At 40.1% G+C, this 25,832-nt stretch carries 25 protein-coding genes; 18 read left to right on the top strand and 7 right to left on the bottom strand.

Annotated elements, in window-relative coordinates; all coding sequences use genetic code 11:
- Positions 1-144: 144 nt before the first annotated feature.
- From IRB79_RS20605 to IRB79_RS20570, 8 genes are all read left to right on the top strand, one after another.
- Positions 145-993, top strand: a complete 849-nt coding sequence (locus IRB79_RS20605) for a ComEC/Rec2 family competence protein (protein ID WP_243504571.1) — start codon at positions 145-147, stop codon at positions 991-993.
- Positions 994-1,293: 300 nt separating this feature from the next.
- A complete protein-coding gene (locus tag IRB79_RS20600; RefSeq protein ID WP_009332715.1) occupies positions 1,294-1,464 on the top strand; it encodes a YpmA family protein in 171 nt (56 codons plus the stop codon).
- 15 nt (positions 1,465-1,479) lie between these two features.
- Positions 1,480-1,953 carry a cell wall elongation regulator TseB-like domain-containing protein gene (locus tag IRB79_RS20595; protein ID WP_243504569.1) on the top strand — a complete coding sequence of 158 codons (474 nt, stop codon included), beginning with the start codon at positions 1,480-1,482 and terminating at the stop codon, positions 1,951-1,953.
- Between the two features lie 58 nt (positions 1,954-2,011).
- Positions 2,012-3,196, top strand: coding sequence for a pyridoxal phosphate-dependent aminotransferase (locus IRB79_RS20590; protein ID WP_243509583.1), 1,185 nt, complete (start codon positions 2,012-2,014; stop codon positions 3,194-3,196).
- Between the two features lie 165 nt (positions 3,197-3,361).
- Positions 3,362-4,654 (top strand): asparagine--tRNA ligase, encoded by a 1,293-nt coding sequence (gene asnS, locus IRB79_RS20585; RefSeq protein WP_157380205.1) that lies wholly within the window; start codon positions 3,362-3,364, stop codon positions 4,652-4,654.
- A gap of 176 nt (positions 4,655-4,830) precedes the next feature.
- On the top strand, positions 4,831-5,541 hold the full coding sequence (locus IRB79_RS20580) for a DnaD domain-containing protein (RefSeq protein WP_243504567.1): 711 nt from the start codon (positions 4,831-4,833) through the stop codon (positions 5,539-5,541).
- A gap of 51 nt (positions 5,542-5,592) precedes the next feature.
- A complete protein-coding gene (gene nth / locus IRB79_RS20575) occupies positions 5,593-6,249 on the top strand; it encodes an endonuclease III (RefSeq protein WP_243504566.1) in 657 nt (218 codons plus the stop codon).
- The gene (locus tag IRB79_RS20570) at positions 6,246-6,770 is read left to right on the top strand and encodes a YpoC family protein (RefSeq protein WP_243504564.1); all 525 of its coding nucleotides are present in this window, start codon (positions 6,246-6,248) and stop codon (positions 6,768-6,770) included. The genes nth and IRB79_RS20570 overlap by 4 nt, the downstream gene beginning before the upstream one ends.
- A gap of 99 nt (positions 6,771-6,869) precedes the next feature.
- Here the strand turns inward: IRB79_RS20570 and IRB79_RS20565 are convergent, their stop codons facing one another.
- Together IRB79_RS20565 and recU are read right to left on the bottom strand one after the other, a co-directional pair.
- Positions 6,870-9,554, bottom strand: coding sequence for a penicillin-binding protein 1A (locus IRB79_RS20565; RefSeq protein ID WP_243504562.1), 2,685 nt, complete (start codon positions 9,552-9,554; stop codon positions 6,870-6,872).
- A gap of 42 nt (positions 9,555-9,596) precedes the next feature.
- The gene (gene recU / locus IRB79_RS20560; RefSeq protein WP_243504560.1) at positions 9,597-10,208 is read right to left on the bottom strand and encodes a Holliday junction resolvase RecU; all 612 of its coding nucleotides are present in this window, start codon (positions 10,206-10,208) and stop codon (positions 9,597-9,599) included.
- Between the two features lie 197 nt (positions 10,209-10,405).
- Between recU and IRB79_RS20555 the strand changes: the two genes are divergently transcribed.
- The 3 genes from IRB79_RS20555 to IRB79_RS20545 all read left to right on the top strand — a co-directional run bounded on the left by IRB79_RS20555 (position 10,406) and on the right by IRB79_RS20545 (position 12,683).
- Positions 10,406-11,398 (top strand): DUF2515 domain-containing protein, encoded by a 993-nt coding sequence (locus tag IRB79_RS20555; protein WP_243504559.1) that lies wholly within the window; start codon positions 10,406-10,408, stop codon positions 11,396-11,398.
- 571 nt (positions 11,399-11,969) lie between these two features.
- The gene (locus tag IRB79_RS20550; protein WP_243504557.1) at positions 11,970-12,233 is read left to right on the top strand and encodes a hypothetical protein; all 264 of its coding nucleotides are present in this window, start codon (positions 11,970-11,972) and stop codon (positions 12,231-12,233) included.
- A 72-nt stretch (positions 12,234-12,305) separates the two neighbouring features.
- Entirely contained in the window at positions 12,306-12,683 is a 378-nt protein-coding gene (locus IRB79_RS20545) for a YppE family protein (RefSeq protein WP_243504556.1), read from the top strand.
- A gap of 25 nt (positions 12,684-12,708) precedes the next feature.
- Here IRB79_RS20545 and IRB79_RS20540 read toward each other — a convergent pair whose 3' ends face one another.
- Positions 12,709-12,924: a YppF family protein gene (locus IRB79_RS20540; RefSeq protein WP_009332703.1), complete on the bottom strand. Its 216-nt coding sequence runs from the start codon at positions 12,922-12,924 to the stop codon at positions 12,709-12,711.
- Between the two features lie 321 nt (positions 12,925-13,245).
- Here IRB79_RS20540 and IRB79_RS20535 point away from each other — a divergent pair, with 321 nt between their 5' ends.
- The 3 genes from IRB79_RS20535 to IRB79_RS20525 all read left to right on the top strand — a co-directional run bounded on the left by IRB79_RS20535 (position 13,246) and on the right by IRB79_RS20525 (position 17,319).
- On the top strand, positions 13,246-13,815 hold the full coding sequence (locus IRB79_RS20535; RefSeq protein WP_243504554.1) for a YppG family protein: 570 nt from the start codon (positions 13,246-13,248) through the stop codon (positions 13,813-13,815).
- Between the two features lie 239 nt (positions 13,816-14,054).
- On the top strand, positions 14,055-14,918 hold the full coding sequence (locus tag IRB79_RS20530) for an ABC transporter permease subunit (protein ID WP_243504552.1): 864 nt from the start codon (positions 14,055-14,057) through the stop codon (positions 14,916-14,918).
- The gene (locus IRB79_RS20525) at positions 14,911-17,319 is read left to right on the top strand and encodes an ABC transporter permease subunit (protein WP_243504549.1); all 2,409 of its coding nucleotides are present in this window, start codon (positions 14,911-14,913) and stop codon (positions 17,317-17,319) included. Before IRB79_RS20530 ends, IRB79_RS20525 begins: the two co-directional genes overlap by 8 nt.
- Before the next feature lie 112 nt (positions 17,320-17,431).
- Here IRB79_RS20525 and IRB79_RS20520 read toward each other — a convergent pair whose 3' ends face one another.
- The 4 genes from IRB79_RS20520 to IRB79_RS20505 form a co-directional block, all read right to left on the bottom strand.
- Positions 17,432-17,896 carry an Hsp20 family protein gene (locus IRB79_RS20520; protein WP_206838125.1) on the bottom strand — a complete coding sequence of 155 codons (465 nt, stop codon included), beginning with the start codon at positions 17,894-17,896 and terminating at the stop codon, positions 17,432-17,434.
- 113 nt (positions 17,897-18,009) lie between these two features.
- Complete coding sequence (locus tag IRB79_RS20515; protein ID WP_243504546.1) at positions 18,010-18,702, bottom strand: Crp/Fnr family transcriptional regulator; 693 nt, start codon at positions 18,700-18,702, stop codon at positions 18,010-18,012.
- Positions 18,703-18,823: 121 nt separating this feature from the next.
- Positions 18,824-19,741 carry an ABC transporter permease subunit gene (locus IRB79_RS20510; RefSeq protein ID WP_243504543.1) on the bottom strand — a complete coding sequence of 306 codons (918 nt, stop codon included), beginning with the start codon at positions 19,739-19,741 and terminating at the stop codon, positions 18,824-18,826.
- Positions 19,742-19,747: 6 nt separating this feature from the next.
- Positions 19,748-20,641 (bottom strand): ABC transporter permease subunit, encoded by an 894-nt coding sequence (locus IRB79_RS20505; RefSeq protein ID WP_243504541.1) that lies wholly within the window; start codon positions 20,639-20,641, stop codon positions 19,748-19,750.
- A gap of 219 nt (positions 20,642-20,860) precedes the next feature.
- Here IRB79_RS20505 and IRB79_RS20500 point away from each other — a divergent pair, with 219 nt between their 5' ends.
- From IRB79_RS20500 to IRB79_RS20480, 4 genes are all read left to right on the top strand, one after another.
- Complete coding sequence (locus IRB79_RS20500; protein ID WP_243504538.1) at positions 20,861-23,161, top strand: DEAD/DEAH box helicase; 2,301 nt, start codon at positions 20,861-20,863, stop codon at positions 23,159-23,161.
- Positions 23,151-24,401 (top strand): ribonuclease H-like domain-containing protein, encoded by a 1,251-nt coding sequence (locus tag IRB79_RS20495; protein WP_243504536.1) that lies wholly within the window; start codon positions 23,151-23,153, stop codon positions 24,399-24,401. The genes IRB79_RS20500 and IRB79_RS20495 overlap by 11 nt, the downstream gene beginning before the upstream one ends.
- A 330-nt stretch (positions 24,402-24,731) precedes the next feature.
- Positions 24,732-25,124, top strand: coding sequence for a CotD family spore coat protein (locus IRB79_RS20485; protein ID WP_243504534.1), 393 nt, complete (start codon positions 24,732-24,734; stop codon positions 25,122-25,124).
- 93 nt (positions 25,125-25,217) lie between these two features.
- Complete coding sequence (locus IRB79_RS20480) at positions 25,218-25,787, top strand: SLOG family protein (protein WP_243504532.1); 570 nt, start codon at positions 25,218-25,220, stop codon at positions 25,785-25,787.
- The last annotated feature ends 45 nt before the right edge of the window (positions 25,788-25,832 follow it).

Below are 25,832 nucleotides of genomic sequence, written 5' to 3'. Positions count from 1 at the left end.
GGATTTCACCTGAATCCTTCTATGATGAACAAGGCATCTGTTTTATCAGGATAAATTTAGATGATTAACGCATTATAAATTTGTTGGGTTTTATATTTATAAATCCTCAGTTTGCTTTTGTTCATATGTAGGAGGAATGGAAAGATGAACGTGCTGTTCGCCTTTATGCTACTGTTCACAAATTGGTATTACATACCGAAAGATTCACCAGCAGTTCCTGTTAAAGTGGAAAGCATTGACTTAAAACTAAAAAGTGATGAGCTGGCTTTTACATTTTTTTCTTTATCTGATGGTGAGGCTTCCTTAATTCATCATGGAAATGACGAAAAAGTCCTTATTAACACCGGCGGACCAGGAACAGAAGAAGAATTAAAAAAGCTTCTTGAATTATATGGCGTTAATCGGATTTCAGCAATCATCCTGACAGATGAGGAATTATATAACATGGCCAGCCTTAAATGGCTGATTGAAGATTTCGGGGTTAAAGAAATTATAGCGAATGATTCTGCTGTTTCGGAGTTGAAGGGTGAGAACGGAATAAGTGATCTTAATCTGCATGCCTGGTATCAGAATTTTAAGCAGCAGCTTTTCCCGGGATTGCTTGCGGAAGTTCTTTACGCAGGTAAGGGACCGGGGGAAGGAATGGATATTTCATTTACATTCGCAAGGCATCGGGTATTATTTATGAACTCGACTAGTCCAAAATCTAAAGGTTTTCTCATGGAAAAAGAGTTATCAAATGTTAATATTGTAAAGCTTCCTGCGTTTGGAAGGAGCGATTCCATATCAGAAGAGATGATCAAACATTTGGATCCTCAAATCGCCATTCTTTTTTATAAACCATCCATAAAACGTGATTCGGATCTGTTCGGACTGTTAAATGATGCCTGGGTTGATGTATATTATACAAGAAAGCACGGAACCGTCACCATCAAATTTACAGACATTAACTATGAATTATTCACGATTTTCCAGGGCGAGGAGTTCAAATAAACAGGAATTTAAACCTTCACGAAAATTCCCTCCGGGAGATATTTTGTGAAGGTAATTAATTTTTTTATTAATTATTATCGGTAGAATCATCATCTCCCTGAAAAGGGTAAACGAAAAAGCTGCGCTTGCAGCGCAGCATGACGTGGTGGACCAGAAGAAAATTTGTAGTTGTTTTAATACCAGTTAATCAAATCTGCTGTTATACTGTTACTGAGATTTATTTCTTTGTAAAATTAGTTTAACCTTAACGGCTGGGTATATAAGTTACAAATATTGTAGAGGCTGAGGAGGAATTCCAGAATGGAAAGCAAAATTGAGGTTTTATCTACCGTGAAGATCCAGCAAAGCCCGGATCTGTATAAAATTGTTGATGCACTGAACAGAACTTTAAAAGAAAAAGACTTGATGTTCGGTTTGGCGCTTGATCAGGAAGACCAAAATAAAGCGATTTTTACGATTTATCGTACATAAAAGAGTGATTGAGACATGAAAAAAGCAATATGGGGTATCATTATTCTGCTTGTCATATGCATTGGAGCAGGCTCTTTAATTTATTTCAACAGCATGAAGCCCGTTAGAGCGGCAGAATCAAAGGCTGTAGAGCTTGCGAAAAAGGAAACTGATCTTGCTGAAACTGAAGATTTCAATATATATCATGGCACTGAGACCTACTATGTCATCGAGGGCAAAGATCATGATGGGACAAGCATATATGTGTGGGTTCCAGAAAAAAAAGGGAAAATCGTTACAATGAAGCAATCTGATGGAATTTCCAGAAATGAAGCCATTAACAGACTTAAGCAGGAGAAAAATGCTGCTGAAATCATGTCTGTGCGGCTGGGAATGGAGAAAAATATTCCATTATGGGAAATTCATTACCGTTCCGGCAGTGATTTAATAAATTATTATTATATAGATTTTAAAACAGGAGAATGGCTAAAAAAAATTGAAAATCTATAGCCTGAGGCAATACACCGCCTTAGTGCAGGAGAAAATCGGGAGGAAGCAAGCAATGGAGATTCAATTGGCACAAAGAGTAAAAGCATTGACACCATCAACAACTCTGGCAATCACAGCTAAAGCAAAAGAGCTAAAAGCCCAGGGACATGATGTTATTGGATTGGGAGCAGGCGAGCCGGATTTTAATACGCCACAGCATATTATAGATGCTGCCGTGAAATCCATGAATGAGGGACATACAAAATATACGCCTTCGGCAGGTCTTCCAGCATTAAAGAATGAAATCGCAAACAAGTTTAAAAAAGACCAGGGACTTGATTATGACGCTTCAGAAATCATCGTTACCAATGGTGCAAAGCATGGCTTATATACACTGTTCCAAGTTTTGCTGAATGAAGGGGAAGAAGTCATTATCCCGACTCCATATTGGGTCAGCTATCCTGAACAGGTTAAACTAGCTGGGGGAATTCCTGTTTATACAGAGGGAAGGGAAGAAAATGATTTTAAGATCACCCCGGAACAGCTGGCTAAAAGCATAACTGACAAAACCAAGGCAGTTATCATTAACTCACCAAGCAACCCGACGGGCATGCTTTATTCGGCGGAGGAATTAAAGGAGCTTGGCGAGGTTTGTTTAAAGCATAATGTCCTTATCATTTCTGATGAGATATATGAAAAGCTGGTATATGGAGGCCATCAGCATACTTCGATTGCCGAACTTTCACCTGAGCTTAAAGAACAAACCATTATCATTAATGGAGTATCCAAGTCTCATTCCATGACAGGCTGGAGAATTGGGTATGCCGCAGGTAATAAGAATATTATCAAGGCCATGACCAACCTTGCCAGCCACAGCACATCCAACCCGACAACAACAGCACAATATGGTTCAATCGCTGCATATGCCGGACCACAGGATACACTGGAAGAAATGAGAGAAGCATTCGAACATCGATTAAATGTTATCTATGATAAATTAATCAACATTCCAGGCTTTACATGTGTAAAACCGCAAGGAGCATTTTACCTGTTTCCCAATGTGAAAAAGGCAGCAGAATTGACCGGATTTGCGAGTGTCGATGAATTTGTGAAGGCGCTTCTCGAGGAAGCGATGGTTGCAGTAATTCCAGGTTCTGGTTTTGGCTCTCCGGATAATATCCGTTTATCATATGCAACTTCTCTTGAATTATTGGAAAAGGCCGTGGAACGGATGCACGGGTTTGTGGAAAAGAACATGAAGTAATGTGAAACAGGAGCGCCGGATCATATCCGGCCTCCTTCTGTATTTTCTATCTATTTAGAGCGCTTAAAATATTACTAATATTGCTTGTCAATGTGCTTGAAGGTATAATATATAGCGATACATAAGAAGTGATTGCTTAGATTTTTTTGGAGGGAACATAATTTGATAAAAACAACAATTTCTCAAGTTCATAAATATGTTGATCAGGAAGTTACAATTGGAGCTTGGATTGCCAACAAGCGCTCAAGCGGAAAGATTGCATTTTTGCAGCTGCGCGATGGGACTGGTTTTATTCAAGGTGTTGTAGTGAAAGCGGAAGTGCCGGAAGAAATTTTCCAGGGTGCGAAATCAGTTACTCAGGAATCTTCCGTTTATGTTACTGGCAAGATTCAAAAGGATGAGCGTTCACCTTTTGGATTTGAAATGCTCGTTACAGGCCTGGAAGTTATTCATCAGGCTGTAGATTATCCGATTACTCCTAAAGAACATGGAACTGAATTCCTGATGGACAATCGCCACTTATGGCTGCGCTCCCGCCGACAGCATGCAGTCATGAAAATCAGAAATGAAATTATCCGGGCAACTTATGAGTTTTTCAATGAGCAAGGTTTTTCCAAGGTTGACCCGCCAATTCTGACGGGAAGCGCCCCAGAAGGCACTTCGGAACTTTTTGCGACAAAGTATTTTGATGAAGATGCTTATTTATCACAAAGCGGCCAGCTTTATATGGAAGCAGCTGCTATGGCTCTTGGAAAAGTATTTTCATTCGGGCCGACCTTCCGTGCTGAAAAATCCAAAACTCGCCGTCATTTAATCGAATTTTGGATGATTGAACCTGAAATGGCTTTCTGTGAATTCGATGATAACTTAAAAGTACAGGAAGAATATGTAGCTCATATTGTACAATCTGTTCTTAAGAACTGTTCAATTGAACTCAAAACACTTGGCCGTGATACGGAGAAACTTGAGAAAATTACGGCTCCATTCCCACGCATCACGTATGATGAAGCAATTAAGTTTCTTCAGGAAAAAGGCTTTGATGATATCCAGTGGGGAGACGACTTTGGTGCACCGCATGAGACAGCAATTGCAGAAAGCTATGATAAGCCAGTTTTTATCACACACTATCCAACTTCACTGAAGCCGTTCTATATGCAGCCGGATCCATCAAGAGAAGATGTTGTATTATGTGCCGACTTGATTGCACCTGAAGGTTATGGAGAAATCATCGGCGGCTCTGAGCGTATTCATGACTATGACCTTCTCAAGCAGCGCCTTGATGAACATAAATTAGATATGGATGCTTACAAATGGTACCTTGAGCTTCGCCAATATGGTTCAGTGCCGCATTCCGGATTTGGTCTTGGGCTTGAAAGAACAGTTGCCTGGATCAGCGGCGTTGAGCATGTACGTGAAACAATTCCGTTTCCTCGTTTATTAAACCGTCTATATCCATAATTAAAATTAATTGATAGATAAAGCAAAAATCCGCCTACCGCGGATTTTTTGCTTCTTTCGATTCCCGCTAGTTCTTTCAGAAGAAACAGTCAGGCTGAATTTCATGGAAAAGTTACCGGTTTTTCATCTCACTTTGGCCACTATGTTCATGATATACTTAGAAGGAGGTGTCCCGAATGTCTAAAAATAGTTTATTAAAATGGCTTCAGGAAGGAAATATTTCAATACCTGGAGTCCTGCTGTCACAATATAAAGAAATGAATTTGAATGAGCATGAACTCGTCTTAATTCTTCATGTAATTTCCTATATTGAACATGGGAATGAATTTCCCACCCCTGTAGAATTATCTTCCCGTATGACCATTTCAGTGGCTGAATGTACGGATATGCTAAGAAAACTAATCCAAAAAGGCTTTATTGATATCAAGGATAGCTATTCTGCTGATGGCATCCGATATGAAAGGTACCATCTTGATCCGCTTTGGGAGAAGCTTATTGACCAGTTTCTGCTCAGCGGCAAAAAAGAGGAAGCAGTTAAGATTCAGCAGGAAGAAACAGATCTTTATTCTTGCTTTGAAAGGGAATTCGGCAGGCCGCTTTCACCTTTTGAATGTGAAACACTTGCGCTTTGGATGGATGATGATCACCATGATCCCCATATTATAAAAGCTGCATTAAGAGAATCTGTCCTGTCCGGTAAACTAAATTTCAGATATATAGACAGGATTCTTTTTGAATGGAAAAAGAACGGCATCAAAACGATTGAACAGGCTAAAAGCTATGGTAAAAAATTCAGGCAGAACCAAGCACAGCAAAGAACGAAGAGGGAAGACACACCGTCACAGACAACGAAATCCGTTCCCTTTTATAATTGGCTTGAACAGTAAGCAGGCTAAAGCAGCACTCTAAATATTGAAGATAGTAAGTTGGTGATTTCTTTGTTAAATAAAGCACAAATTAGATACTGCCTTGATGCAATGGGGGAAATGTTCCCGGAAGCACACTGTGAATTAAATCATTCCAATCCATTTGAACTGGTTATAGCTGTAGCACTATCGGCACAATGTACTGATGCACTAGTTAACAAAGTGACAAGAAACCTGTTCCAAAAGTATAAAACTCCCCAGGATTACCTCAATGTTTCCATAGAGGAACTGCAGGAGGATATCCGCTCTATTGGTCTTTATCGCAACAAAGCTAAAAATATCCAAAAGCTATGCAGATTGCTTCTGGATGAATATGAGGGTGTAGTACCGCGCGACAGGGATGAGCTGACAAAGCTTCCTGGAGTAGGACGCAAAACTGCCAATGTTGTTGTCTCAGTGGCTTATGGAGTGCCTGCCATTGCAGTTGATACTCATGTTGAACGAGTAAGCAAAAGGCTTGCCTTCTGCCGCTGGAAGGACTCTGTACTGGAAGTTGAAAAGGCATTAATGAAGAAAGTGCCGATGGATGAATGGTCAATTACTCATCATCGTATGATCTTTTTTGGAAGATATCATTGTAAGGCACAGAATCCTCAATGTGAGATTTGCCCTCTGCTGGATTTATGCCGTGAAGGCAAAAAACGAATGAAGGTGAAGCAAGCAAAATGACCGGGGAGATAGCCATTCCTGTTACAGAACAATTATGCCATTCCCTGTTTTACAAAATGAATGATTCATTGGCTGTAAAAGAAGGATCTCTTTCCGCTTATCAGCCTCTCCCGCCATTTTTATATGAAGCGGCTTTTTATGCGGGCATACCTGCTGTAAGGCCTTGGGAAACCAGCGATAAATATATTCCGGTTTTAATGAAGGAGTGGGCAGGGCAGAAACATCATTTGGATATGCACTTCTCAAACCGGAACCAGAAGGCTGCCTTAGATCCAATGAAAATATCTTTGGGAGTATTTTTACAGCTATTGTTTTGGGCAAACAGCAAGCCGGTAAACCTTCAGTCAGATCCTGGAGAATTGCCAATAAAGCCAGTGAACCTTAAAGAACGGCTGAATTTCATTTTTGCACGGCCGGCTTTTTATCATTCTTATATACAGCTGTCTGAACTAATGACTGAAATGGAAAAGCAATATATGAAGATGCTTGCATTGGAAAAAATAAAGAGAAAGCGCCTTTAAATGAATAGGCGTTTTTTTCTATGGCTAGAGACTAGTTCATCAGCACATAGACAAAAAAGAGCTGACTCAACACTGAGCCAGCTCTTCATTTCTATATAGTTATGTGCCAGATCCATTTCCAGAACCGCTCGAGCCTGGAGAGCCGCTGCCAGTGCCGTTTCCGCCGCTGCCGGTACCTCCAGTACCCGTTCCGTTTCCTTCTCCGGTACCGGTATCGCCATCTCCGGTACCTTCACCATCACCTTCACCGTTTCCGGCTCCTTCACCATCTCCGGAGCCATCTCCGGAACCTTCGCCATCACCATTTCCAGAACCGTCGCCATCTTGGTTTCCGTCCTGGCCGTCTTCACCATTTTGTCCTTCTTGACCTTCCTGTTCTTCTTCGCCAGTTCCATCTTGTCCTTCACCTTCAGTATCATCTTCTTCTATGACGCTTGGATCAGGGATTTCTACTTTTACAGAAGCAGGATCACTTTGCTGATCACCGTTAAATGCTGTTACTTTAAAGGTATACACAGCTCCAGGCTGAGGGTTGGCAATTTTTAAGCCTTTTTCAGAAGTGACGCTAAGCTGCTGATCTCCGCCTTCATTTACGGATACCGTCACTTCAAATTGAGTGCCTTCTGCATCTTCTGGATATTCCCATGATAATGTAATTTCATTTGTCTCCTGGTCAAAGTTCGCTGACAGGCCAGAAGGGGAGTCCAGTTTATCAAACTTCTCAGACACTTGTGTCGGAGCATTGCCTTTTACAGCATACTCATAAATGATTTGGTCCTTAGGCGTGAATTGGCTTGCCAGTTTGGCAGGATTGCTGCCTTTTTCAATGGCTACTTTCTCAACTGAATTAGGGACCTTGAAGTCTTCTGTTTCTTTTCCTTCTGATACATGTGCCATTAAGCTGCTGAAAAGTTTTTGAGCAATTTTTTGCTCATCGCCTGCAGGAATATAATTTTTTCTATCCTGATAGCCGGTCCAGACAGCCGCTGTATAGTTAGTTGTATATCCTGCAAACCATGCATCAGGCACAGCACCTCTAGGTATTCCAAACTCCTGTTCCTGTTCATCGGTGTAGTTTGTAGTCCCCGTTTTTCCTGCTACAGGCAATCCTGGAACATCTGCCAGACGGCCGGTACCATAAGAAGATTTAACTGCACTTTTCAGCATGTCACTGATCATAAATGCTGTATAATCTTTCATTACTACTTCAGATTCAGGTTTCAAATCAAGCTTTGTGCCGTCACGCATTTCAATTTGCTTGATGGCATGTGGCTCAGTGTAAAAGCCATTGTTTCCAAATGCACTGTATGCGCCGGCTACCTGCATAGAGGATACCTCATAAGCGCCAATAGAATATGACTCATACATTTCTTCCATTGGGATGCCTAATTTATTGGTAAATTCTAAAGCTTTATCAGTTCCTACTTCCTGAAGTGTTTTCAGGGCAGGGATATTACGGGAACGGGCAAGGGCTTCACGCATCGACATAGGGCCCATATGCTTTCCATCCCAGTTATTGATTTTTGTACCGCCGGAATATGTGTGGGGTTCGTCAACAATAGTATGGTAGGTTCCCCAATTTAGATACTCGATTGCTGGTCCATAATCGACAATAGGTTTAAAAGTTGAACCAGCATGTCTTTTTTGATCTACGGCAAAATTAAATCCGCGTTTTACTTCCTGATTGCGTCCTCCGCCAATTGCTCTGATTTCGCCAGTTTTTGTATCCAGCAGGGTGATTCCCGCCTGGAACTCGTCATCTGGATACGCTACCGCTGCATCAGTGTTTAAGATGTCTTCTACGTGTTTCTGTGCATTCGGATCCAGGGTCGTATAAATTTTTAATCCATCAGAATATGGATTAAGATCCGGGTATTTCTTTTCTACTTCATCCAAGACAACATCGATGAAAGAATCATATTTTGATTCGTTTGTTTCTCTTTTCTCCTCAGCCACAAGTGTAGATTCCACAGGAACTTTTTGAGCTGCTTTCATTTCTTCTTTAGTAATAAAACCATGCTGATTCATAAGAGAAAGAACTATATTTCTCCGTTTTTCTGCTTGATCAGGATGTTTAAACGGATTATAATTGTTCGGGCTTTGCGGCATACCTGCCAGAAGGGCCGCTTCATGCAGCTCAAGCTCATCTAATTCTTTTCCAAAGAAAATTTTCGATGCCGTCAGCACTCCATGGCCTTCAGACATATAAATCTTGTTTACATACATTTCAAAGATTTCCTGTTTTGTATACTTGCGCTCAAGCTGGAAGGCGAGCCAGGCTTCCTGAGCTTTCCTGCTCAGCGTTTTTTCATTATTTAAGAAGGAGTTCTTTACCACCTGCTGGGTAATCGTACTTGCCCCTTCCGAACCAAATCCGCGAGTTACGTTGGCAATTACTGCACCGCCTAATCGTATTAAGTCCATGCCATTATGTTTGTAAAAGCGGACATCCTCAGTTGCCAAAAAGGCGTCTTCCACTAGTTTTGGTATATCTTCATAAGCGACATAATCACGGTTTTCGGAGCCTACATCTGTAATGAATTCGCCCTCCATATCGTAAATCTGTGAAGAAATAGGATCCTTCAGCAATTTTTCATCAAGTTTTGGTGCGTCTTTCACCATAAAAGCAAAAGCGCCTGCTCCTATAAGCATTCCAGCAATTCCGAGGGCAATTAAAATAAGAAAAATACGTTTAAAAGTGCCTGTGCCTTTTTTCCCGCCCTTCTTTTTAGGCTTGGATTGCTGTTTGCGGCGCTCCTCTCTTGATTGATATTTTTCAGTCATATCTATGTTCATCCTTTCTTGACAATGGAACTGTAAAAAAACTTATTTAAGGGTATAAAGATAATCTATTATCTTAATATAGTCAATTCTGGGCTGAAATCCAAGCGGAATGTGATGGCCATGCATTTCGATTTCACCCTTGGTAATTGATTTTCTTCCCCCATCCTTCATTCTCTCCCAGTATGAGAGCAAATGATGTGCCTCTAAAAGGAAAACTTCTTCGGTAGCAGAGAAGCGGAGAAGAACAAAACAAATCCCTTGCTGGGCTAATACCTTCTCCATGTGCTTCACCTGGTGTTCATGAAAATTCTTTAAAGGAAAGGAGGTCGTGTTCTGAGTTTCTTTTGCTTCAAAATCAATATATCTCCCTTTATACACACCATTATAATCGGTTGTTGAAGCTTGTTTGAAATATGCTTCTTTAATAACGGCCGCACTTCTCTTTGGATAATCGACCTGGACGATTTGAACAGGAGTAGGCTTTTTATGAATAGTGGCTATTCCATGTTCCAGATAGAATTCATTGGTTTCATTTATATCTTCCTCCAGTGTCATTCCACGATTGCTGTACGTCCATTTCTTCTCTGGTGTTAATTTATTGGCGCTATTAGCAGATGGAGTATATCTCCTGCCATTAGGATAATGGAAATTCATGCATTCACCTCGTTTTAAACTCCTCCCTATAATAACAAAAGTAAGCATGATTTGGCTGAATAAAAAGTTCTAAATAACAAAGTATATAGGAAACTCCATTTGAGCATTATTTTCCGGTTTTATTCGTGTTACAGAGTCATTTGGCATGTCTGCCTGCTGGCTAAATATAGACCAATCAGTTTCTGAGGTGAAATGAGATGTTTCTTCCTGGGAAATTTTTGAACAGCCATGAGAAAAAGGAACAGGCAATAATGGATCATATTATGAAGATGACAGCAAAATATAACCTGGACAATATTTCAAGAACGGAAGCATATTTCCGGTTTTATAAAAAGCATCCTGAGATACGCTGGGCGTTTCTTGCCTCCATGGTGTCTCGAAATGCCGGCTGGAATATGTGTGATCTTGAAGGAAGCTGTTTTCCTAAATTGATTGGAAAGAAATTGCGGGACATGCTTTATGTTACATATGAAAGGGCCAATTGGCTGATTTTTCAGGATGCATTTCCACAATTGCTCCTCTATCATTATTCGACGAAAATAAATAGGCCAATGTTTCATTTATTAAAAATTTTTCGTGTATCGGCATTTATGGAACAGGAGTGGCTATATTTCTGGAAAAATAGAAATAAAAAGAGGTTAATGATTTCACTGATTATCAATGAACAAAATGTTATTCAAGAGCCTGTGATGGAGCATGAAATTTATAAGAGTAAAGTTTTTCATACTTTGCTTTTTTCCTTTCAGGACTATCTTCATTTTAGTTCTGTAATCTTCCCTACTTGTAAAGGGGAATTATACGGGGCAAGTGTAAATGGTTTCCGCTCGGTGTCCAAAAGAATTGATCTTGGAAAACGGCTGGCAGAAATCTTATTTGACACCAGCTATTATGAGGACGTGTATGAATTTGCTTCGGGCACGATTCATACTGGTTCAAGGCATGATTATGAGAAATACTTTAAGGGAAGAATACGGAGAACCAGCCCTTTCCTACGCTGTACATACCCGATAATCACACATCACATTCATCAATTTAATGATTGGTCTGAAAAAAAACGCATAAAGAGTAAATGGGCATCAGAATCGGTTGTCCTAAAACACCCTGTCCATATTACAAAATGGTATTTGCATAAGCAGAAACAGCTTCATACTGCTGCGAAGCTGGGCAAATTATTTCGCTTGCTTTGTTAGCGGAATTGGGAAAAAGCAAGGGATCCCTTGCTTTTTACAATGTCTATGAATTTATAAAATATAACAATGTGAATAACTTTGATGAAAAAATATCTGCATCCAGCTCCAGCGCCTAGCCCCTCGGGTCATAAGCCAAATCACTCCAGAAATCAGGATTTCCTGCGTGATTCGTCTTTTGCCTATCGGGGCTGATCAAGGCGCTTCCGCCTTTGTTCTTTTAAGTTGAAGGGCGGTCAGGGCCTTCAAGCTTCTTATTGCCATAGCCTGTTTTAGTTTCTTCCAGCTTTTTTGGCTGTGATTTATTTTGTTTTTCTTTTTTTGCCATTACATTACACCTCCGTTAATTAGTTTGTTCAATGTCGTTATTTTCATTCTTCCGGTGGCTGTCGAAACCATGTTGCTGCCATGCAAATAAGTACTTTCTTTGACGAATCACTTCTAGTTTTGTCATGCATGGAGGAAACCTACAGGCAAAATAGAATTATGTAGGCACACAGCAAAGTTTTCACTGTATCCTTCGTCGTATTTATTGCAGGAAGCAAGGAGAAAAAGAAATCGGGAGGTTTTTTGTATGCAGGGAAAAATGGTAGAAAAAGAAGAATTGCTGGCCATGCTTTCAGAAATATATGATCAGCTGGAAGAGCTTGAAAATGTACTGGAGTCTAATTTGTCGGGACTTCGCCAGGATTGGTATTATGAACAGTCAGAAAAAATAGAGGTTTGCGGAAGCAGGCTGGAAGCGATTGAAGAGGATATGACGGCAATCAAGTCTGAGGCAGACAATATAGAAAACGCAAAAAGATCAGCCGGAATGAAGCTTGAACTTGGCTTCTAAGTGGCATAGAATAGCAGTATCCTTCAGTAGCTAATGTTGACTAGCTACTTTTATTTTTGGAGATGATGCTGAATGGTTCATGAAAATTCCCTGCTGCAAATGACAGACAAGCTGCTTGAATATGTGGAAATCTCAGACAGCAGGTTTAAAAAGGTGAAGGAATCGGGTGAAAAGGGTGATTTTTATCATGAAGTCAAACCTTTTGCTGATGACGTTAAATCCATAAATGATAGATGGAAAGAAGAAGCTCTGGAGTGGATTGGCATTCATAAACCCCGAAATCTTTATCCTCAGCAGATTGAATCTGCTGCTGAACATATTGAAATGGTTTCCATTCAGGCATTTTTCCCTGAAACAAGCAAAACCAGGTTCATTAATTATGTTAATTCCGCCGAGTATGTCCTAAAGCAATTGATAAAATTAGTAGGTGAAGAAAAAAAGGGAACCTGAAATAGGGTCCCTTTTTTTGAATTTCTTATGCATTTACTGAATCCTGGAGGGTGTTATCTTTGTAGCTTTCCGGAACGGCCGCTCCTTGAGCTTCAAGCTCACGAACGAGATTTCGATAATCTGTACTGGAAATTTCATTATGGATATAGGCCTTTTTAGCAAAATCCAATAATTCATTAACATTTTCAGGAGTGTACTCCCGCAGCTGATGAAACTTCATTTTTAGTTCGTGAACATTCATGATATTGCCTCCTCTGAATATAGATTCGCGGAGAAATTCCTTCCCCGCAGCCCGGTAAATGAAAAAGGGGGACAAGAAACTGTTTTGTTTTTTATATCCTATCATGAAAATTTATTTTTCATCGTTTTTAAAAAAATCAAACTTCCGACACCATTCTTCATAGTTAGACAAAAACGGAAACCGCTTCTATTTTAGATGTTAATTGATCCTTTCACATTCTGGGCAAATCTTTCATATAGTATATTGGTGATAATAAGAAGGTTTTTGCCTGTAATTATCGTTAATATACTTATATTTTTTGAATGGGGAGGATGTTTGCCCATGTTTGGCCGAGTAATGAATAGAGCGAACCATCTGCAGCCATACGGCCATTTAAATCAAAATCTTTACATTGATCCATTTTATATGGGGACGAATGGCCAATATTATTTTAGGGAGCAGCCAATGCAGAATTATAATAATTCTGCTGGACAGTATAGCCCTTATTATTTGCCTTATAGTATGGAATATCATCAGCCGCCTCAGATGGCAGGACTACAGCAAAGTTATTCACAACAGCCCTATCCGCAGCATAATTATGGCCCAGGATATTACCCACAGACCGGTTCGAAAAATGCTGGTGTTTTTCAAAACCCATTAGAATCTGAAGATTATTATGGAACTCAAGCAAACAAGTCCGCTGCACAGCAAATACCGTATATGAATCCGTATCCGAAACAATCATTCATTCCTAAGCAGCCATCCGGAGTGCAAAGCATTATGAATTCCTTTAAAGCCCAGGATGGTTCGCTTGATCTTAATAAAATGGTGGACACCGCAGGTCAGATGATGTCTGCTGTAACGCAAGTATCATCAATGGTAAAAGGGATTGGCGGAATATTTAAAGCTTAACTGATCATGGCCGAATAGGCCTTTTTTTTATCTTTGATTTTAAGGGCATGGAAATTATATATAAAAATCAGACTTGAAAAAAAATTAAATATATTTAAAAATAAAATAGCCGGTCTATTTTTTGTGACTTCCATTAAATAGGAATTATTAACCAGGAAAATTTAATTGTATGATTGACAAAATTTAGATAAAAGTGAAAAAATAGAAAAATGACTTATGGTCATTAAAGGGGGATTTGTATGGTTCGTGCTCTGCAGCAAATATTTATCATATTTATATTAATTTTGCTTCTTGCGGCATTGCCAAAGATTATTTCTGTTGATCCATCAATCGGGAGTCTTGATTGGAGCTTTGAAAGTTTACCGCAGATTTATGGAGATTTTATTACGGAAGTAAGCGGGGGCAGCCTGGGTACCTATCAGCTTGGCCGGCAAACTCGTCCTATAGCCGAGGATATAGCTGATAACTTTTTTACCAGTCTGCTAATTGTATTGATTGCTGTGAATGCTTCCTTAGTTATAAGTCTTATTTTCGGGGTATTTATCAGCCGTTTCAGGCTTACTAAGCTTTTTGGGGCATTCTTAAATATCCTTGCCTCCATACCCGACTTTATTATCATTGTGATGTCTATGATTCTTGCCGTTAAAATATATAAGATGACGGGAATCAGAGTGATTTCACTCAGGCCGGATGGCGGAGCCCTTAATACCTGGTTTCCCACAGTGCTTGCAGCTATAGCTCCAACTCTATATTTATTTAAGCTTGTCTCGGTAAAATATTATCAAACAAGCGGGGAGGACTATATAAAGACTGCAGTTGCTAAAGGAATGGGCTTGAATTACATAAATTTTCAGCATGTATTTAAAAATTTAGAGCCATTTATTAAATCTGAGCTAATCAAAGTGATTTCCCTGGCCATTGGCAATCTCTTCATTATTGAACATATTATGAATGTTTCCGGCATAACTAAATTTATTTTTCAGAGCAATGAGGTCCAGCCGATTGCAATTGGCTTGTTTGCCATGCTTTTGATTTCTCTAATTGTCTATATCTCTAACAGACTCATATTCTATCTGTTTAAACGGGGTTTTATCTATGAATAAGCTGCTAAAAATAAATTACTCCTTGATTATCGGAATTCTTATGGTTGCAGGCCTGCTTTTTTTCAGCATATTTGGGCCTATTCTTGCACCGCATTCATTGACTTCAACAATGGAAACACAATATACAAACGGGAAGGTTTTGGCTCCGCCATTGGAGCCCTTTGAATCATCCTCCTATCCGCTGGGGACTGACAAATGGGGCTACGATCTTTTGTCCATGATTTTATATGGGTTAAGATACACTGTCTTTATTGCAGCTGCTGTTACGATCATTAAAATGGCTTTAGGAACAATCATCGGTTTGTATGCTGGCACCTTGAAAAGGACACCTGGCTGGCTGATTGCTTTCGAAAATGCATGGAGCTATGTTCCGCTGTTTCTGATCCTGTATTTTTTCCTGGCACCAATAAGCTTCAACAGCAGCCTTAAGCAAAATGTATTAATACTCTACTTTATAGTTATTGCATCAATCATCAGCATTCCCAGCATTGTATCATCTGTAAGGCTTAAAACCGCTGAATTAAATAAGTCCGTTTATATTGAAGCGGCCAAAGCACTGGGAGCTGGAAAAAACCGTTTAATCTGGAAGCATATTTTCCCTCAGTTAAAGGAAACTTTCCTTGTTATGTTTATACTTGAAATTGTGTATGTGATCGCTCTTATGGGCCAGCTGGCGCTTTTGAATATTTTTGTCGGCGGAACCATTATGAGATTTGACCCCATCATATACCTATCAGCTACAAAAGAGCTGTCAGGGCTTGTTGGGCAGGCGAGATTGAATATCTATGGAAACACTCATATATTAGTTGCGCCACTAGCGGTCCTTTTATATACCACAGTATCCTTCAGCCTGCTGGCAAATGGATTGAAGAATCGATTTCAGTCAAATTATCAGCGTACACCGTGGATTAGGACAGGGCATGAACCGTTAATTCAGCCTTCCAGAAAACAATATGGCCGAAAAAAGAAATTTTGGTCATTTTCTGCCCATAAAACAGCCTTTTCTATATTAGTCATAGCTTTTGCTGGTGCTGGAATCTATGTAACTGCCGCAAAAGACGCCAATATTGGCGTTAAAAGCGGGAGCCACGCGGATTACAACATTGATCTGGAAATGAATGGGGAAGGCTATTTCACTGCCAATGCAAATATCCAAATGAAAAACCAATCAAATGAAGAATGGAAAGAGCTTGTATTTTATTTCATTCCAAACGTTTTTACAGAGGGACATACATTTGATTCTGTCGAAGGCACATCTGAGGCAGATATCAGGAAGGTGACAGTGAACGGGAAAAAAGCGTCTTTTATGCTAAAGGGTGATACGTTAACCATAAATTTAAGACCTGAAATGAAAGATAAAAGCAGACATAATGTAAAGATCGAATATGGATTTACAGTCCCTGACAAAGGCAGCCGCTTTTCAAAAGTAGACACAAACTATTATCTTGCTCAATGGTACCCTATGGCTGCAGTTTATCAAAAAGGCAAATGGAATAAAGAGCCTTATATGGAAGGACTGGAAACATTTCATACAAGCTTCTCTGATTTCAGCGTTTCCTATAAGCTTCCAAAAGGATATTCTCTGGCTTCCACAGCAGACAAAGATCCGGCAGAAGGGAAAAATGAAGGGAATATTAAAGCCAAAAAGGTCAGAGACTTTTTCATTGCTGTCATGAAGGATATGGAAGTTTATGAAACGGAAGCGAAAGACGGCGTGAAGGTCAGATTATTTTCAAGGAGCAATCATGATAAAGACCCTGAAGCTTCCTTAACACTGGCCAAAAATGCATTAACATTCTATCAGGATAATATTGGAGACTACCCGCATGAGCAGCTTGACATCGTTTTGGATGATGGACAATTTATGGAATATCCCGGTATTGTAACCATTAACCCTTATATTGATGATAAAAGGTTTTATGATATTTCTATTGTTCATGAAATTGCTCATCAGTATTTTTACGGAGTAGTTGCCAATGACCCTTACAATAATGCATGGATTGATGAAGGAATTACTGAATTTGCCACCTCTATGTATTTCTATGCAGGTCAAAATCAGGCTGAAAGACAGGCATTTGGTATTTCCCATTTTCGAATGGAGGCCATTGAAGAAGCTGGCCTTGGCAGGCAATATTCAAATGTGCCGGTTAATGAGGTAAAGCATACAGGCTATATCTATGGGCAGCCTGCTCTGGAGATTTTACAAATGATTCAGGAAAAGTATACCTTAAAAGGGGAATCCCCTAAAGCAGTGGGGATGCAGTTCTTGTCCGATTATTATCAAAATTTCCGTTATAAAGAGGTCGATACGAAGGAGTTTATATCCTTCACAAAAGATTACTTCAGTGTTCCGACCGGCTATTTCAATAATTGGATTGATACATCTAAACTAAACAGCTAATAAGCATCTTGGTTTAGTTTATTCAAACAAAAACAAGCAGGCATTGATACTGCTTGTTTTTGTTTAACCAGACCTTATTAGTGAATCAATTTTACCTGGCTTGCAGGCAGGATCAGCTCTCATCGATCACGATTCTTTTTCCCTGCTGCTTTGGCACTGTGATTTGCAGAAGGCCATTTTGGTAAACTGCCTTTACTTTCTTTTCATTAACTGGCTGGGGAAGCGGAACGGTCCTGCTGGAACGCTGCATGCTTTGCTGTCTTCGGAAAACTTTATTTTTCTCATCCTCTTCTGTAATCATCTCAGTGGACTTGACAGAAATGGTTATATAATTGTCCAGGATGTCAATTTGTATTTGCTCTTTATTTATTCCTGGAAGTTCTGCACTAATGATATGTTCTTTTTCAGTTTCTGCAACATCGACATGGAAGGAAGAAGAAGTTGGGAAGGGATTCTTAAAGAAATCATCCATAGTCTGCAGAAATCCTCTAACGGGTTTTTCATGGAAAAGCTGATTCATCGATTTCATTAAATCACCAAATGGCTCATTTCGGTCTTTTTTCTTTGGATCCTCCATATATACATCCATCCCCTCTCAAACAGGATTTTTCAACATATCCTATGCTTCCCATTGGGTGGATGTTCCTGCCAGGCAATAAGGTCAAAAGAAAAAACCGCATAGTGCGGTCTTTAAAAGATTGTCTCTAAGAGATGATCAGGGTTTATGATTAAATGTCCATCCTGATCTGTTTCAATTAACATTTCTTTTTTCATTTTTGTTAAAGTCCTGCTGACCGTTTCCCTGGTAGTGCCAATCATATTGGCAAGGTCTTTATTGGTAAAGTCCCCTTTTAAAAGAAAGCTGCCGTTTTCAAGCTTTTTCCCATGCATTTTGGCAAGGCGGACAAGCAATTTGATGATTTGTTCATATGTATTGTTTAAAATTTGCGCTTCCAGCCGCTCCTGCAGATCGACAATCTTCTCGCCCAGAACTTTAAACACCTTAATGCATAGCTCCGGATTCTCAATTAGTACCTTTTCAAATTGCGAAATTGGCACAACAACGAGCTGAGAGTTTTCAAGTACCTCGGAAAAAGCCGGATACCCCCCTTTTCTGAAAAATCCTACATGTGGGAACATCTCGCCTTTTGTTAAGATGGCAACAATCTGCTCTTTTCCATTAATATCACTTCTATAAATCTTAACTCTGCCGTTGTTAATGAAATAAACATTATCCAGCGGGTCATCCTGAAGAAAAACATGACTTCCTTTTTTCCATTCCCGTGAAATTGATATCTCTACCACTTTATCCAGCTCTTCATTGTTCAGTTCTTTAAAAAGAGAGAACTGGGAAAGAACTCCCTTAATTTCTTCTGCTCTCATAATCCACCTCTTGCTTCTGTCCTATTAAGCTTATTGTAACAAAAAACATTCATAACGTTTATATTAAGAAAAAGCTTATTTTAAAATATGGCCCTTAAAGAGGATGGGCTGGTCCGAAAAGTTAAATATAACGGACCTTCTTGGTGAAAAATGATTTTAATCCCTGAGCGATTATATTAAAAGTTAAGATGGCACAGGTCATTGCAAATGCCGGGAAGAAAGGAATCCAAATCGGGCCTCTTATATCCTCAAAGGCTTTCATCAGCATCATAGGCCATGAAATCGAATTATTGACCAATTGCCAATCTCCTCCCATGGATTGAACTAAATCCTGGGAAATAAAAATGCCGACAAACCCTAATTGACCAAGCAAAAACATGACTTTTCCAAGGTCTGTAACCATATATACAAGAAGCTTACTGAATAGAAAAGGCAGATAGTAAGTTCTGAAAAGCCTGGAAGGTGAAGCTCCGGCAGCAATCCCTCCATATATGTATTCCTTAGAAGAAATTTGATCAAATTCCAGCTTTATCATTTCCGCAGCACGGGGCATTTCTGCCAAACCTATAATAAGGAGCAGGAATAGGGGGCGGTATTCAGTTAACAAAAATGGCGGAAGCATGGCAAGAAGCATGACAATGATGATGGTTGGAATATATGACAGCAGTCCATTAAGCCATTTAAGGGGTAGGTGTGTACCCATCCATTTTTTGTGTGCAAGAAAGGAGAGCGGAATAGCCAGTGCGTATCGCAGGACAGTTATACAGGCAACAAGCAAAATGGTTTCTTTTGCTCCCAATATGATAAGGCTGAGCAAATCCCTTCCGCTTTTGTCAGTGCCGAATAGGTAATCCTCTGATGGCGGATAAGGCGGTATAACTGGCTTTTTATCCTCATTAAGGATGTATGTAATCTTTGATAACTCGCGGTCTACAAAAGGAAGATATGGTCCGGCAAACGTGATTGCCAATAATATCAGCAGCAAAACAGCTCCTATGCAAAATAAGGCATGTTTCTTAATCCATATTAAAAAGTACATACTCCATCACGACCTTCCTTTTGGCACGAGCCAGAATTTTACTATCTGTGAAAAGATAATAGTTATAAACATGATAAAGAGGAAAGGGAGCATAAGGGACAGTGCCTTAATTTCATCATTAGATGATATGCTGAATAGAAGCTCCTTGCCTGCTCCATTATAGCCTGCCAGCTTTTCTATGATTGGCAGACTGGATAGGATATAGAGCATCACCAGCTGCGCCTGGTTCAAAATGGGGGTCCAGCAATTCCAGAGCATATGCAGGAGTGCTTTAAAGTCGCCAAGCCCTTTTGCATAGGTTGTGCGCACATACTCTTCGCCCATTTCATTTTCAAGTGCAGCCGAGGTGAAACGGGACATATGAAGAAATGGAAACACGGATAAAGAAATGAGAGGCAGTAAAAAGCTATACCAATTTTCATGCCCATAAAGCTTAAAGTGCGGCAGCCCATGCTGCATCATCAGAATCAAAAGATATTGAATGGCAATAAAAAGAAAAAAATCGGGTACGGAAGAAAACAGCCAGGAAAGAAAGTTCTGCAGCTTCCCGGTGAATTTTTTTCTCCTGTAAAATTGGAGTGCACCCATCAGTGTGCCAAGCAGCATGCTGACCATGAAAGCCGGTAATATAATCTTAATGCTCCGCATAACAAATATCCCTGATTCCTCACTGACTGGGCGTCCGCTCCTTGCATCACCCAAACCTTTTTCAGTCAATATATAATCAGTGAAATCTTGTATTCTCTCTTTATATAATTCAAAGCTAAAGGGATAATCCGCTTCAACATGAAACGCCGAAAAAACAGTTATTTCTTGTTCCCGGGGAAGAAGAAGAATCAGAATAAATCCAATTAGTATTAACAAAAATACTGCTGCTGATTTTAAAATGCTGTGCAGCATGGTTTCACCTCTTTTAAAATAAATAAAAAATATACATAATATTGTCCTATACTTGGAACTTTCAGTCAATTTTTTCCATGAAATCTGATTTAGTGAAAATGCAGCCTGATGATTATACAGTTTAATAGAATATTTTCCATAAAAAGTTAATGAAATTTAATAGTTTGCTCTGTTAGAACGAACATTTATTCGCTAGAATAGGGGTATGAGGTGAAATAGATGAAAGTGCGTAAAAATCTGCCGGAAATCATGAAAGAGCTTATATCTGAACAGCAATATAAAGATAATATTGTCCATTGGCATACAATAGAAGAAAAAGAGGCTAAGACTGCCGGCCTTCCGGAAGACATTCATCCATCTTTAATGGAAGCATTGCAAAAGAGGGGCATTACAAGGCTTTATACACATCAAAAAACATCTTATCGGACAGCCATGAATGGGGACAGTCTTGTTGCGGTAACTCCGACGGCCTCAGGGAAAACACTTTGCTACAACCTTCCAGTCCTGCAGACGATCGTCAATGATCCAGATGCAAGGGCGCTTTATATGTTTCCGACAAAAGCCTTGGCTCAGGACCAAAAAAGCGAAATCAATGAAATCATCCAGGAGTCCGGATTGGATATCAATTCCTATACATACGACGGGGATACACCAGCAAACATCCGGCAAAAGGTACGCAGGGCTGGGCATGTGGTTATAACAAACCCGGACATGCTACATTCGGCGATATTGCCACATCATACAAAATGGGTGTCTTTGTTTGAAAATTTAAAGTATGTGGTCATAGATGAACTTCATATTTACAGAGGGGTATTTGGCAGCCATGTAGCCAATGTCATTCGCCGCCTTAGCCGCATTTGCCGTTTTTATGGAAGTGACCCCATTTTTATCTGTACTTCTGCTACAATTGCAAATCCATTGGAACTCGCAGAAAAGCTTACAGAAAAGCCGATGAAACTCGTAGATAATAATGGAGCCCCGAGCGGGAAAAAACATTTTGTGTTTTACAATCCTCCTATTGTCAATAAACCGCTGAATATCAGAAGAAGCGCTACTCTCGAAGCGAGAAAGCTCGCAGGCGAACTTTTGAAAAATAAAATCCAGACCATTGTGTTTGCAAGAAGCAGAGTCAGAGTCGAGATCCTGCTGACTTACCTCCAGGAACTTGTAAAGCATAAATTGGGGCCTAAAGCCATTCGGGGGTATAGAGGCGGTTATCTGCCAACCCAAAGGCGGGAAATTGAAAAAGGACTTCGTTCAGGGGAGATTTATGGAGTTGTCAGCACAAATGCCCTTGAGCTTGGAGTGGACATCGGACAGCTGCAGGTTTGTGTCATGACCGGGTACCCCGGTACAATTGCCAGCTCATGGCAGCAGGCTGGACGTGCAGGCAGAAGGCATGGTGAATCGCTTGTCATCATGGTGGCAAGCTCCAATCCGCTCGATCAATATGTTATTCAAAACCCTGATTACTTTTTTAATAAAAGTCCTGAAACAGCCAGAATTAATCCAGATAATCTTATTATTCTGGTGGATCATATCAAGTGTGCAGCCTATGAGCTTCCTTTTAATGCCGGGGAACGTTTTGGTACCTTTGAAACTGAAGAGGTATTGGAATACCTGGCGGAAGAAAGGGTGCTTCATCAAAATGGAGATAAATTTTATTGGATGAAAGACTCATTTCCTGCCCATAACATCAGCCTCCGTTCAGCATCACAGGAAAATGTCGTTATAATCGATCAATCAGATATCGCGAATGTGAAAGTTATTGGCGAAATGGACCGCTTTTCCGCTATGACCCTTCTGCATGAAGAAGCAATCTATCTCCACCAGGGGACCCAGTTTCAGGTGGAAATGCTTGATTGGGAAGAGAAAAAGGCATTTGTCCGTGAAGTGGATGTAGACTATTTTACAGATGCCAACCTGGCAGTTGAGCTAAAGGTGCTGGAACAGGATAAACTCAGAACATCCACCATTGGGGAAGTGGGGTTTGGGGATGTAAGTGTAGTGGCAATGGCTACGATCTTTAAGAAAATTAAGTTTGAAACACATGAGAATATCGGATCCGGTCCAATAACACTTCCGGAAGAAGAACTTCATACAAGCTCAACCTGGCTTTCGTTTAACAAGGAATCCTTAAATTATAAGCAAGACTGGCTTGAGCAGGGACTCATCGGAACAGCACATGCGCTTAAACATATTGTACCGCTATTTGTTATGAGCGATCCTCAGGATGTTCATGTTGTCCCTCAAGTGAAAGCGGCCCATAATGAAAAGCCGACGATCTTTTTCTATGACAGGTATCCCGGCGGTGTAGGGTTAAGTGAGAAAATTTTTGGGGGAATAGAACATATCATGCACGAAACGATGGAAATGGTCAGCAGATGTTCATGTGACCATGGCTGTCCTTCCTGCATCGGAACAGATACTTCATCAGAAACGGCAAAAAAAGATGTAATCAGGATTCTTAGCTCTTTTAAAAATGGCGTTAATAGTGCGGGTGATAGAATTGTCCATTAAAAATAAGCTGAACAGGCTAAAGGGCCATCTTGGTACAGATAGTAATAAACAGCCCTCATTCGTCCAAAACCCTGAGAATAAGATCGAGGTCCCATTTAAAGAAGTTTGGGCTAATGAAGGTGTTTATCCGTATTATTTTGAAGACTCCTACTGCCTTGTAAGGGAAAAAGAATACAGTCTTGATCAAATGCATGGAATCTATTCTTTCGGGCACTTTACAGCAGCAGTGGAGGCCTGGAATTCTACAAGCATCAGTCATCCCCTGTCTGCTTCCGGTCACGGGCCGGAAAATCTTTTCTTTTTTGATACAGAGACAACAGGATTGGGCGGAGGGACTGGCAATACTATATTCCTGCTTGGCCAAGCCAGTCTGCAGGGAAGCAAAATAAAGCTGAAACAGCATATCCTTCCTCACCCAGGCGCTGAGATACCTTTGTATAAAAGCTTTCTGGAAAGCATTGATTATTCAACAATGGTGACATACAACGGGAAAGCTTTCGACTGGCCGCAGGTAAAAACGAGACATACCCTCCTAAGGGAGCATGTCCCAAAACTGCCTCCATTTGGCCATTTCGATTTATATCATGCTGCAAGGAGAATGTGGAAGCACAAACTCGAGAGAATAAAGCTTGCTGCAGTAGAAAAAGATGTTCTGGGGATTGAAAGAAAAGACGATATTCCCGGTTTTCTCGCACCGATGATTTACTTTGATTTTATTGAAAGAAAAGATCCTGAAGGCATGCTGGGAATCATAAAACATAATGAAATTGATATTTTATCCCTGATCAGCCTGTATACACATCTTTCTTTCCAGATACTGCAGCTCGATGAAAAACAGACCTCCCGAGAGCTTTATGAAGTAGGAAGGTGGCTTTCAGCACTGGGAGAATCTTCACAGGCAAAAACAGCTTTCAATAAGATATCTGAAGGAGAATCTCTGGAAGCATTAGATGCCAGGTTTGCGCTGGCTTATGAGCATAAGAAACATAAAAATTGGGTCGAGGCCGCTAAATTATGGAGGGATACAGCGGATAAAGGCGGAATGAATGAGAGGTTAATATCCTGCATTGAACTGGCTAAGATTTATGAGCATCGGCTAAAGGATTTAAGCAAGGCTTTCATATATGCAAGAAAAGCGATGGACCTTTTCGATGAGATCAGAAAAGAAGAGACGAATATTAAAAAGGAAGAACTCAGTAAGCGGATTGGGCGGCTTGAAAGAAAGTGTAAAGGAACTTAAATTTACCTGTAACATAATTTTAATATACCAGACAAAAAAATCCACTATTTCCTAGTTGTATGTACTTCTCCTAACAGTTAAAATTATAACTTGTGTGGTACTTTTTTAGGAATTTTATATAGTGAGGCTGGTAAAAAATGTATAAAGCAATCTTGTTTTTATTCTTCCTTGTAATTTTCACTACAGCAATCGTTTTCTCCAATTTAAAAGACAGTTTCTACAGCATGCTCTAAGGCTAGTACCTAAAAAATAGGTATTTTCATTAGTACAAGATTACTCTTTCTCACATAGGTTGTTAATGTAAAAACAATTTCGAAAGGGGATCTTTACATGTATTGCAGACCAAGACCTTCGCAGGTGATGCCTGCTGTTGTTCATCCGACAAAATGCTGTGTAACTCATTCGTTCCAGAACATTGTGGTTCCACACATTCATCCTACACATCATACTCATGTAAACCACATTAACTATGAGAATCAGCATTCTTACCCGCATACGCAGTCAAATGTGAACCAGGTGACACAATCGAATGTTAATATGGGACCAAGACCAGGCGTTGCAGGTGCATATAGCCCAGGAATGGGTCCAGGTATGGGAATGGGCCCTGGATATGGCGGACCAGGTATGGGAATGGGTCCTGGATATGGCGGACCAGGTACTGGCGTAGCAGGAGCATCAACCGGAATGGGTCCAAAACAAGGTCCAAGTTTTTCCGGCAGATAATGAACAAGGGCTTTTTGCCCTTGTTTTTTAATATTAATATAAAATGGAAACTTAAATGAGTCCCGGCCAGATTTCTTTAAGGAGTTTTTGCAATTGACAAAAGTAGCAGTTATTTCAGGGTACAAGCCTTTTGAAGTAGGGATTTTTAAAAATGATGACCCGGCAGTCGGCTATATAAAAACCGCCATAAGAAAAAGCCTGCTTTCTTTGATGGATGATGGGCTCGAGTGGGTAATCATCAGCGGGCAGCTGGGTGCCGAGCTTTGGGCGGCTGAAGTTGTATCTGACCTTAAGCTGGAAGGTTACGAAGACCTGAAGCTTGCAGTCATTACTCCGTTTTTGGAGCAGGAATCGTCCTGGAAGGATGCGAACAAAGAATGGTATGAATCCATACTGCTTCAGGCTGACTTTGTTGATTCAGTATCAAAAAAACCTTATGAAAGCCCACAGCAATTCAGGCTGAAAAATCAGTTTTTTGTCAGCAAAAGTGATGTGCTGCTTCTTTTTTATGATTTGGAAAAAGAGGGAAGCCCTAAATATTTGTATGAAACCGCAAAAAAATATCAGGAAGAAAATGAATATGACATTAGACTAATCACCTTTTATGATTTACAATTGATTGTAGAAGAAGAACAATTCTCTCAGAGAGACATATTTGAATAATGCTCAGATAAATTGACAAATGTACATATCTCTGGAAAAATAGTA

It is taken from the genome of Cytobacillus oceanisediminis (assembly GCF_022811925.1).
GTDB lineage: Bacteria > Bacillota > Bacilli > Bacillales > Cytobacillaceae > Cytobacillus > Cytobacillus oceanisediminis_D.
The sequence above is the reverse complement of the archived record's forward strand: the minus strand, read 5'-3'. Positions and strand labels throughout refer to the sequence as shown.

Excerpts from the sequence above, each read along its gene's own strand:
- IRB79_RS20525 (WP_243504549.1), top strand. The coding sequence starts at position 14,911 with ATGAATAAGCTGCTAAAAATAAATTACTCCTTGATTATCGGAATTCTT.
- IRB79_RS20530 (WP_243504552.1), top strand. The coding sequence starts at position 14,055 with ATGGTTCGTGCTCTGCAGCAAATATTTATCATATTTATATTAATTTTG.
- IRB79_RS20595 (WP_243504569.1), top strand. The coding sequence starts at position 1,480 with ATGAAAAAAGCAATATGGGGTATCATTATTCTGCTTGTCATATGCATT.
- IRB79_RS20500 (WP_243504538.1), top strand. The coding sequence starts at position 20,861 with ATGAAAGTGCGTAAAAATCTGCCGGAAATCATGAAAGAGCTTATATCT.
- IRB79_RS20600 (WP_009332715.1), top strand. The coding sequence starts at position 1,294 with ATGGAAAGCAAAATTGAGGTTTTATCTACCGTGAAGATCCAGCAAAGC.
- IRB79_RS20570 (WP_243504564.1), top strand. The coding sequence starts at position 6,246 with ATGACCGGGGAGATAGCCATTCCTGTTACAGAACAATTATGCCATTCC.
- IRB79_RS20520 (WP_206838125.1), bottom strand. The coding sequence starts at position 17,896 with ATGGAGGATCCAAAGAAAAAAGACCGAAATGAGCCATTTGGTGATTTA.
- IRB79_RS20540 (WP_009332703.1), bottom strand. The coding sequence starts at position 12,924 with ATGAATGTTCACGAACTAAAAATGAAGTTTCATCAGCTGCGGGAGTAC.
- IRB79_RS20515 (WP_243504546.1), bottom strand. The coding sequence starts at position 18,702 with ATGAGAGCAGAAGAAATTAAGGGAGTTCTTTCCCAGTTCTCTCTTTTT.
- IRB79_RS20605 (WP_243504571.1), top strand. The coding sequence starts at position 145 with ATGAACGTGCTGTTCGCCTTTATGCTACTGTTCACAAATTGGTATTAC.
- IRB79_RS20565 (WP_243504562.1), bottom strand. The coding sequence starts at position 9,554 with ATGACTGAAAAATATCAATCAAGAGAGGAGCGCCGCAAACAGCAATCC.
- IRB79_RS20485 (WP_243504534.1), top strand. The coding sequence starts at position 24,732 with ATGTATTGCAGACCAAGACCTTCGCAGGTGATGCCTGCTGTTGTTCAT.
- IRB79_RS20510 (WP_243504543.1), bottom strand. The coding sequence starts at position 19,741 with ATGTACTTTTTAATATGGATTAAGAAACATGCCTTATTTTGCATAGGA.
- IRB79_RS20555 (WP_243504559.1), top strand. The coding sequence starts at position 10,406 with ATGTTTCTTCCTGGGAAATTTTTGAACAGCCATGAGAAAAAGGAACAG.
- IRB79_RS20545 (WP_243504556.1), top strand. The coding sequence starts at position 12,306 with ATGGTTCATGAAAATTCCCTGCTGCAAATGACAGACAAGCTGCTTGAA.
- recU (WP_243504560.1), bottom strand. The coding sequence starts at position 10,208 with ATGAATTTCCATTATCCTAATGGCAGGAGATATACTCCATCTGCTAAT.
- IRB79_RS20550 (WP_243504557.1), top strand. The coding sequence starts at position 11,970 with ATGCAGGGAAAAATGGTAGAAAAAGAAGAATTGCTGGCCATGCTTTCA.
- IRB79_RS20580 (WP_243504567.1), top strand. The coding sequence starts at position 4,831 with ATGTCTAAAAATAGTTTATTAAAATGGCTTCAGGAAGGAAATATTTCA.
- IRB79_RS20505 (WP_243504541.1), bottom strand. The coding sequence starts at position 20,641 with ATGCTGCACAGCATTTTAAAATCAGCAGCAGTATTTTTGTTAATACTA.
- IRB79_RS20535 (WP_243504554.1), top strand. The coding sequence starts at position 13,246 with ATGTTTGGCCGAGTAATGAATAGAGCGAACCATCTGCAGCCATACGGC.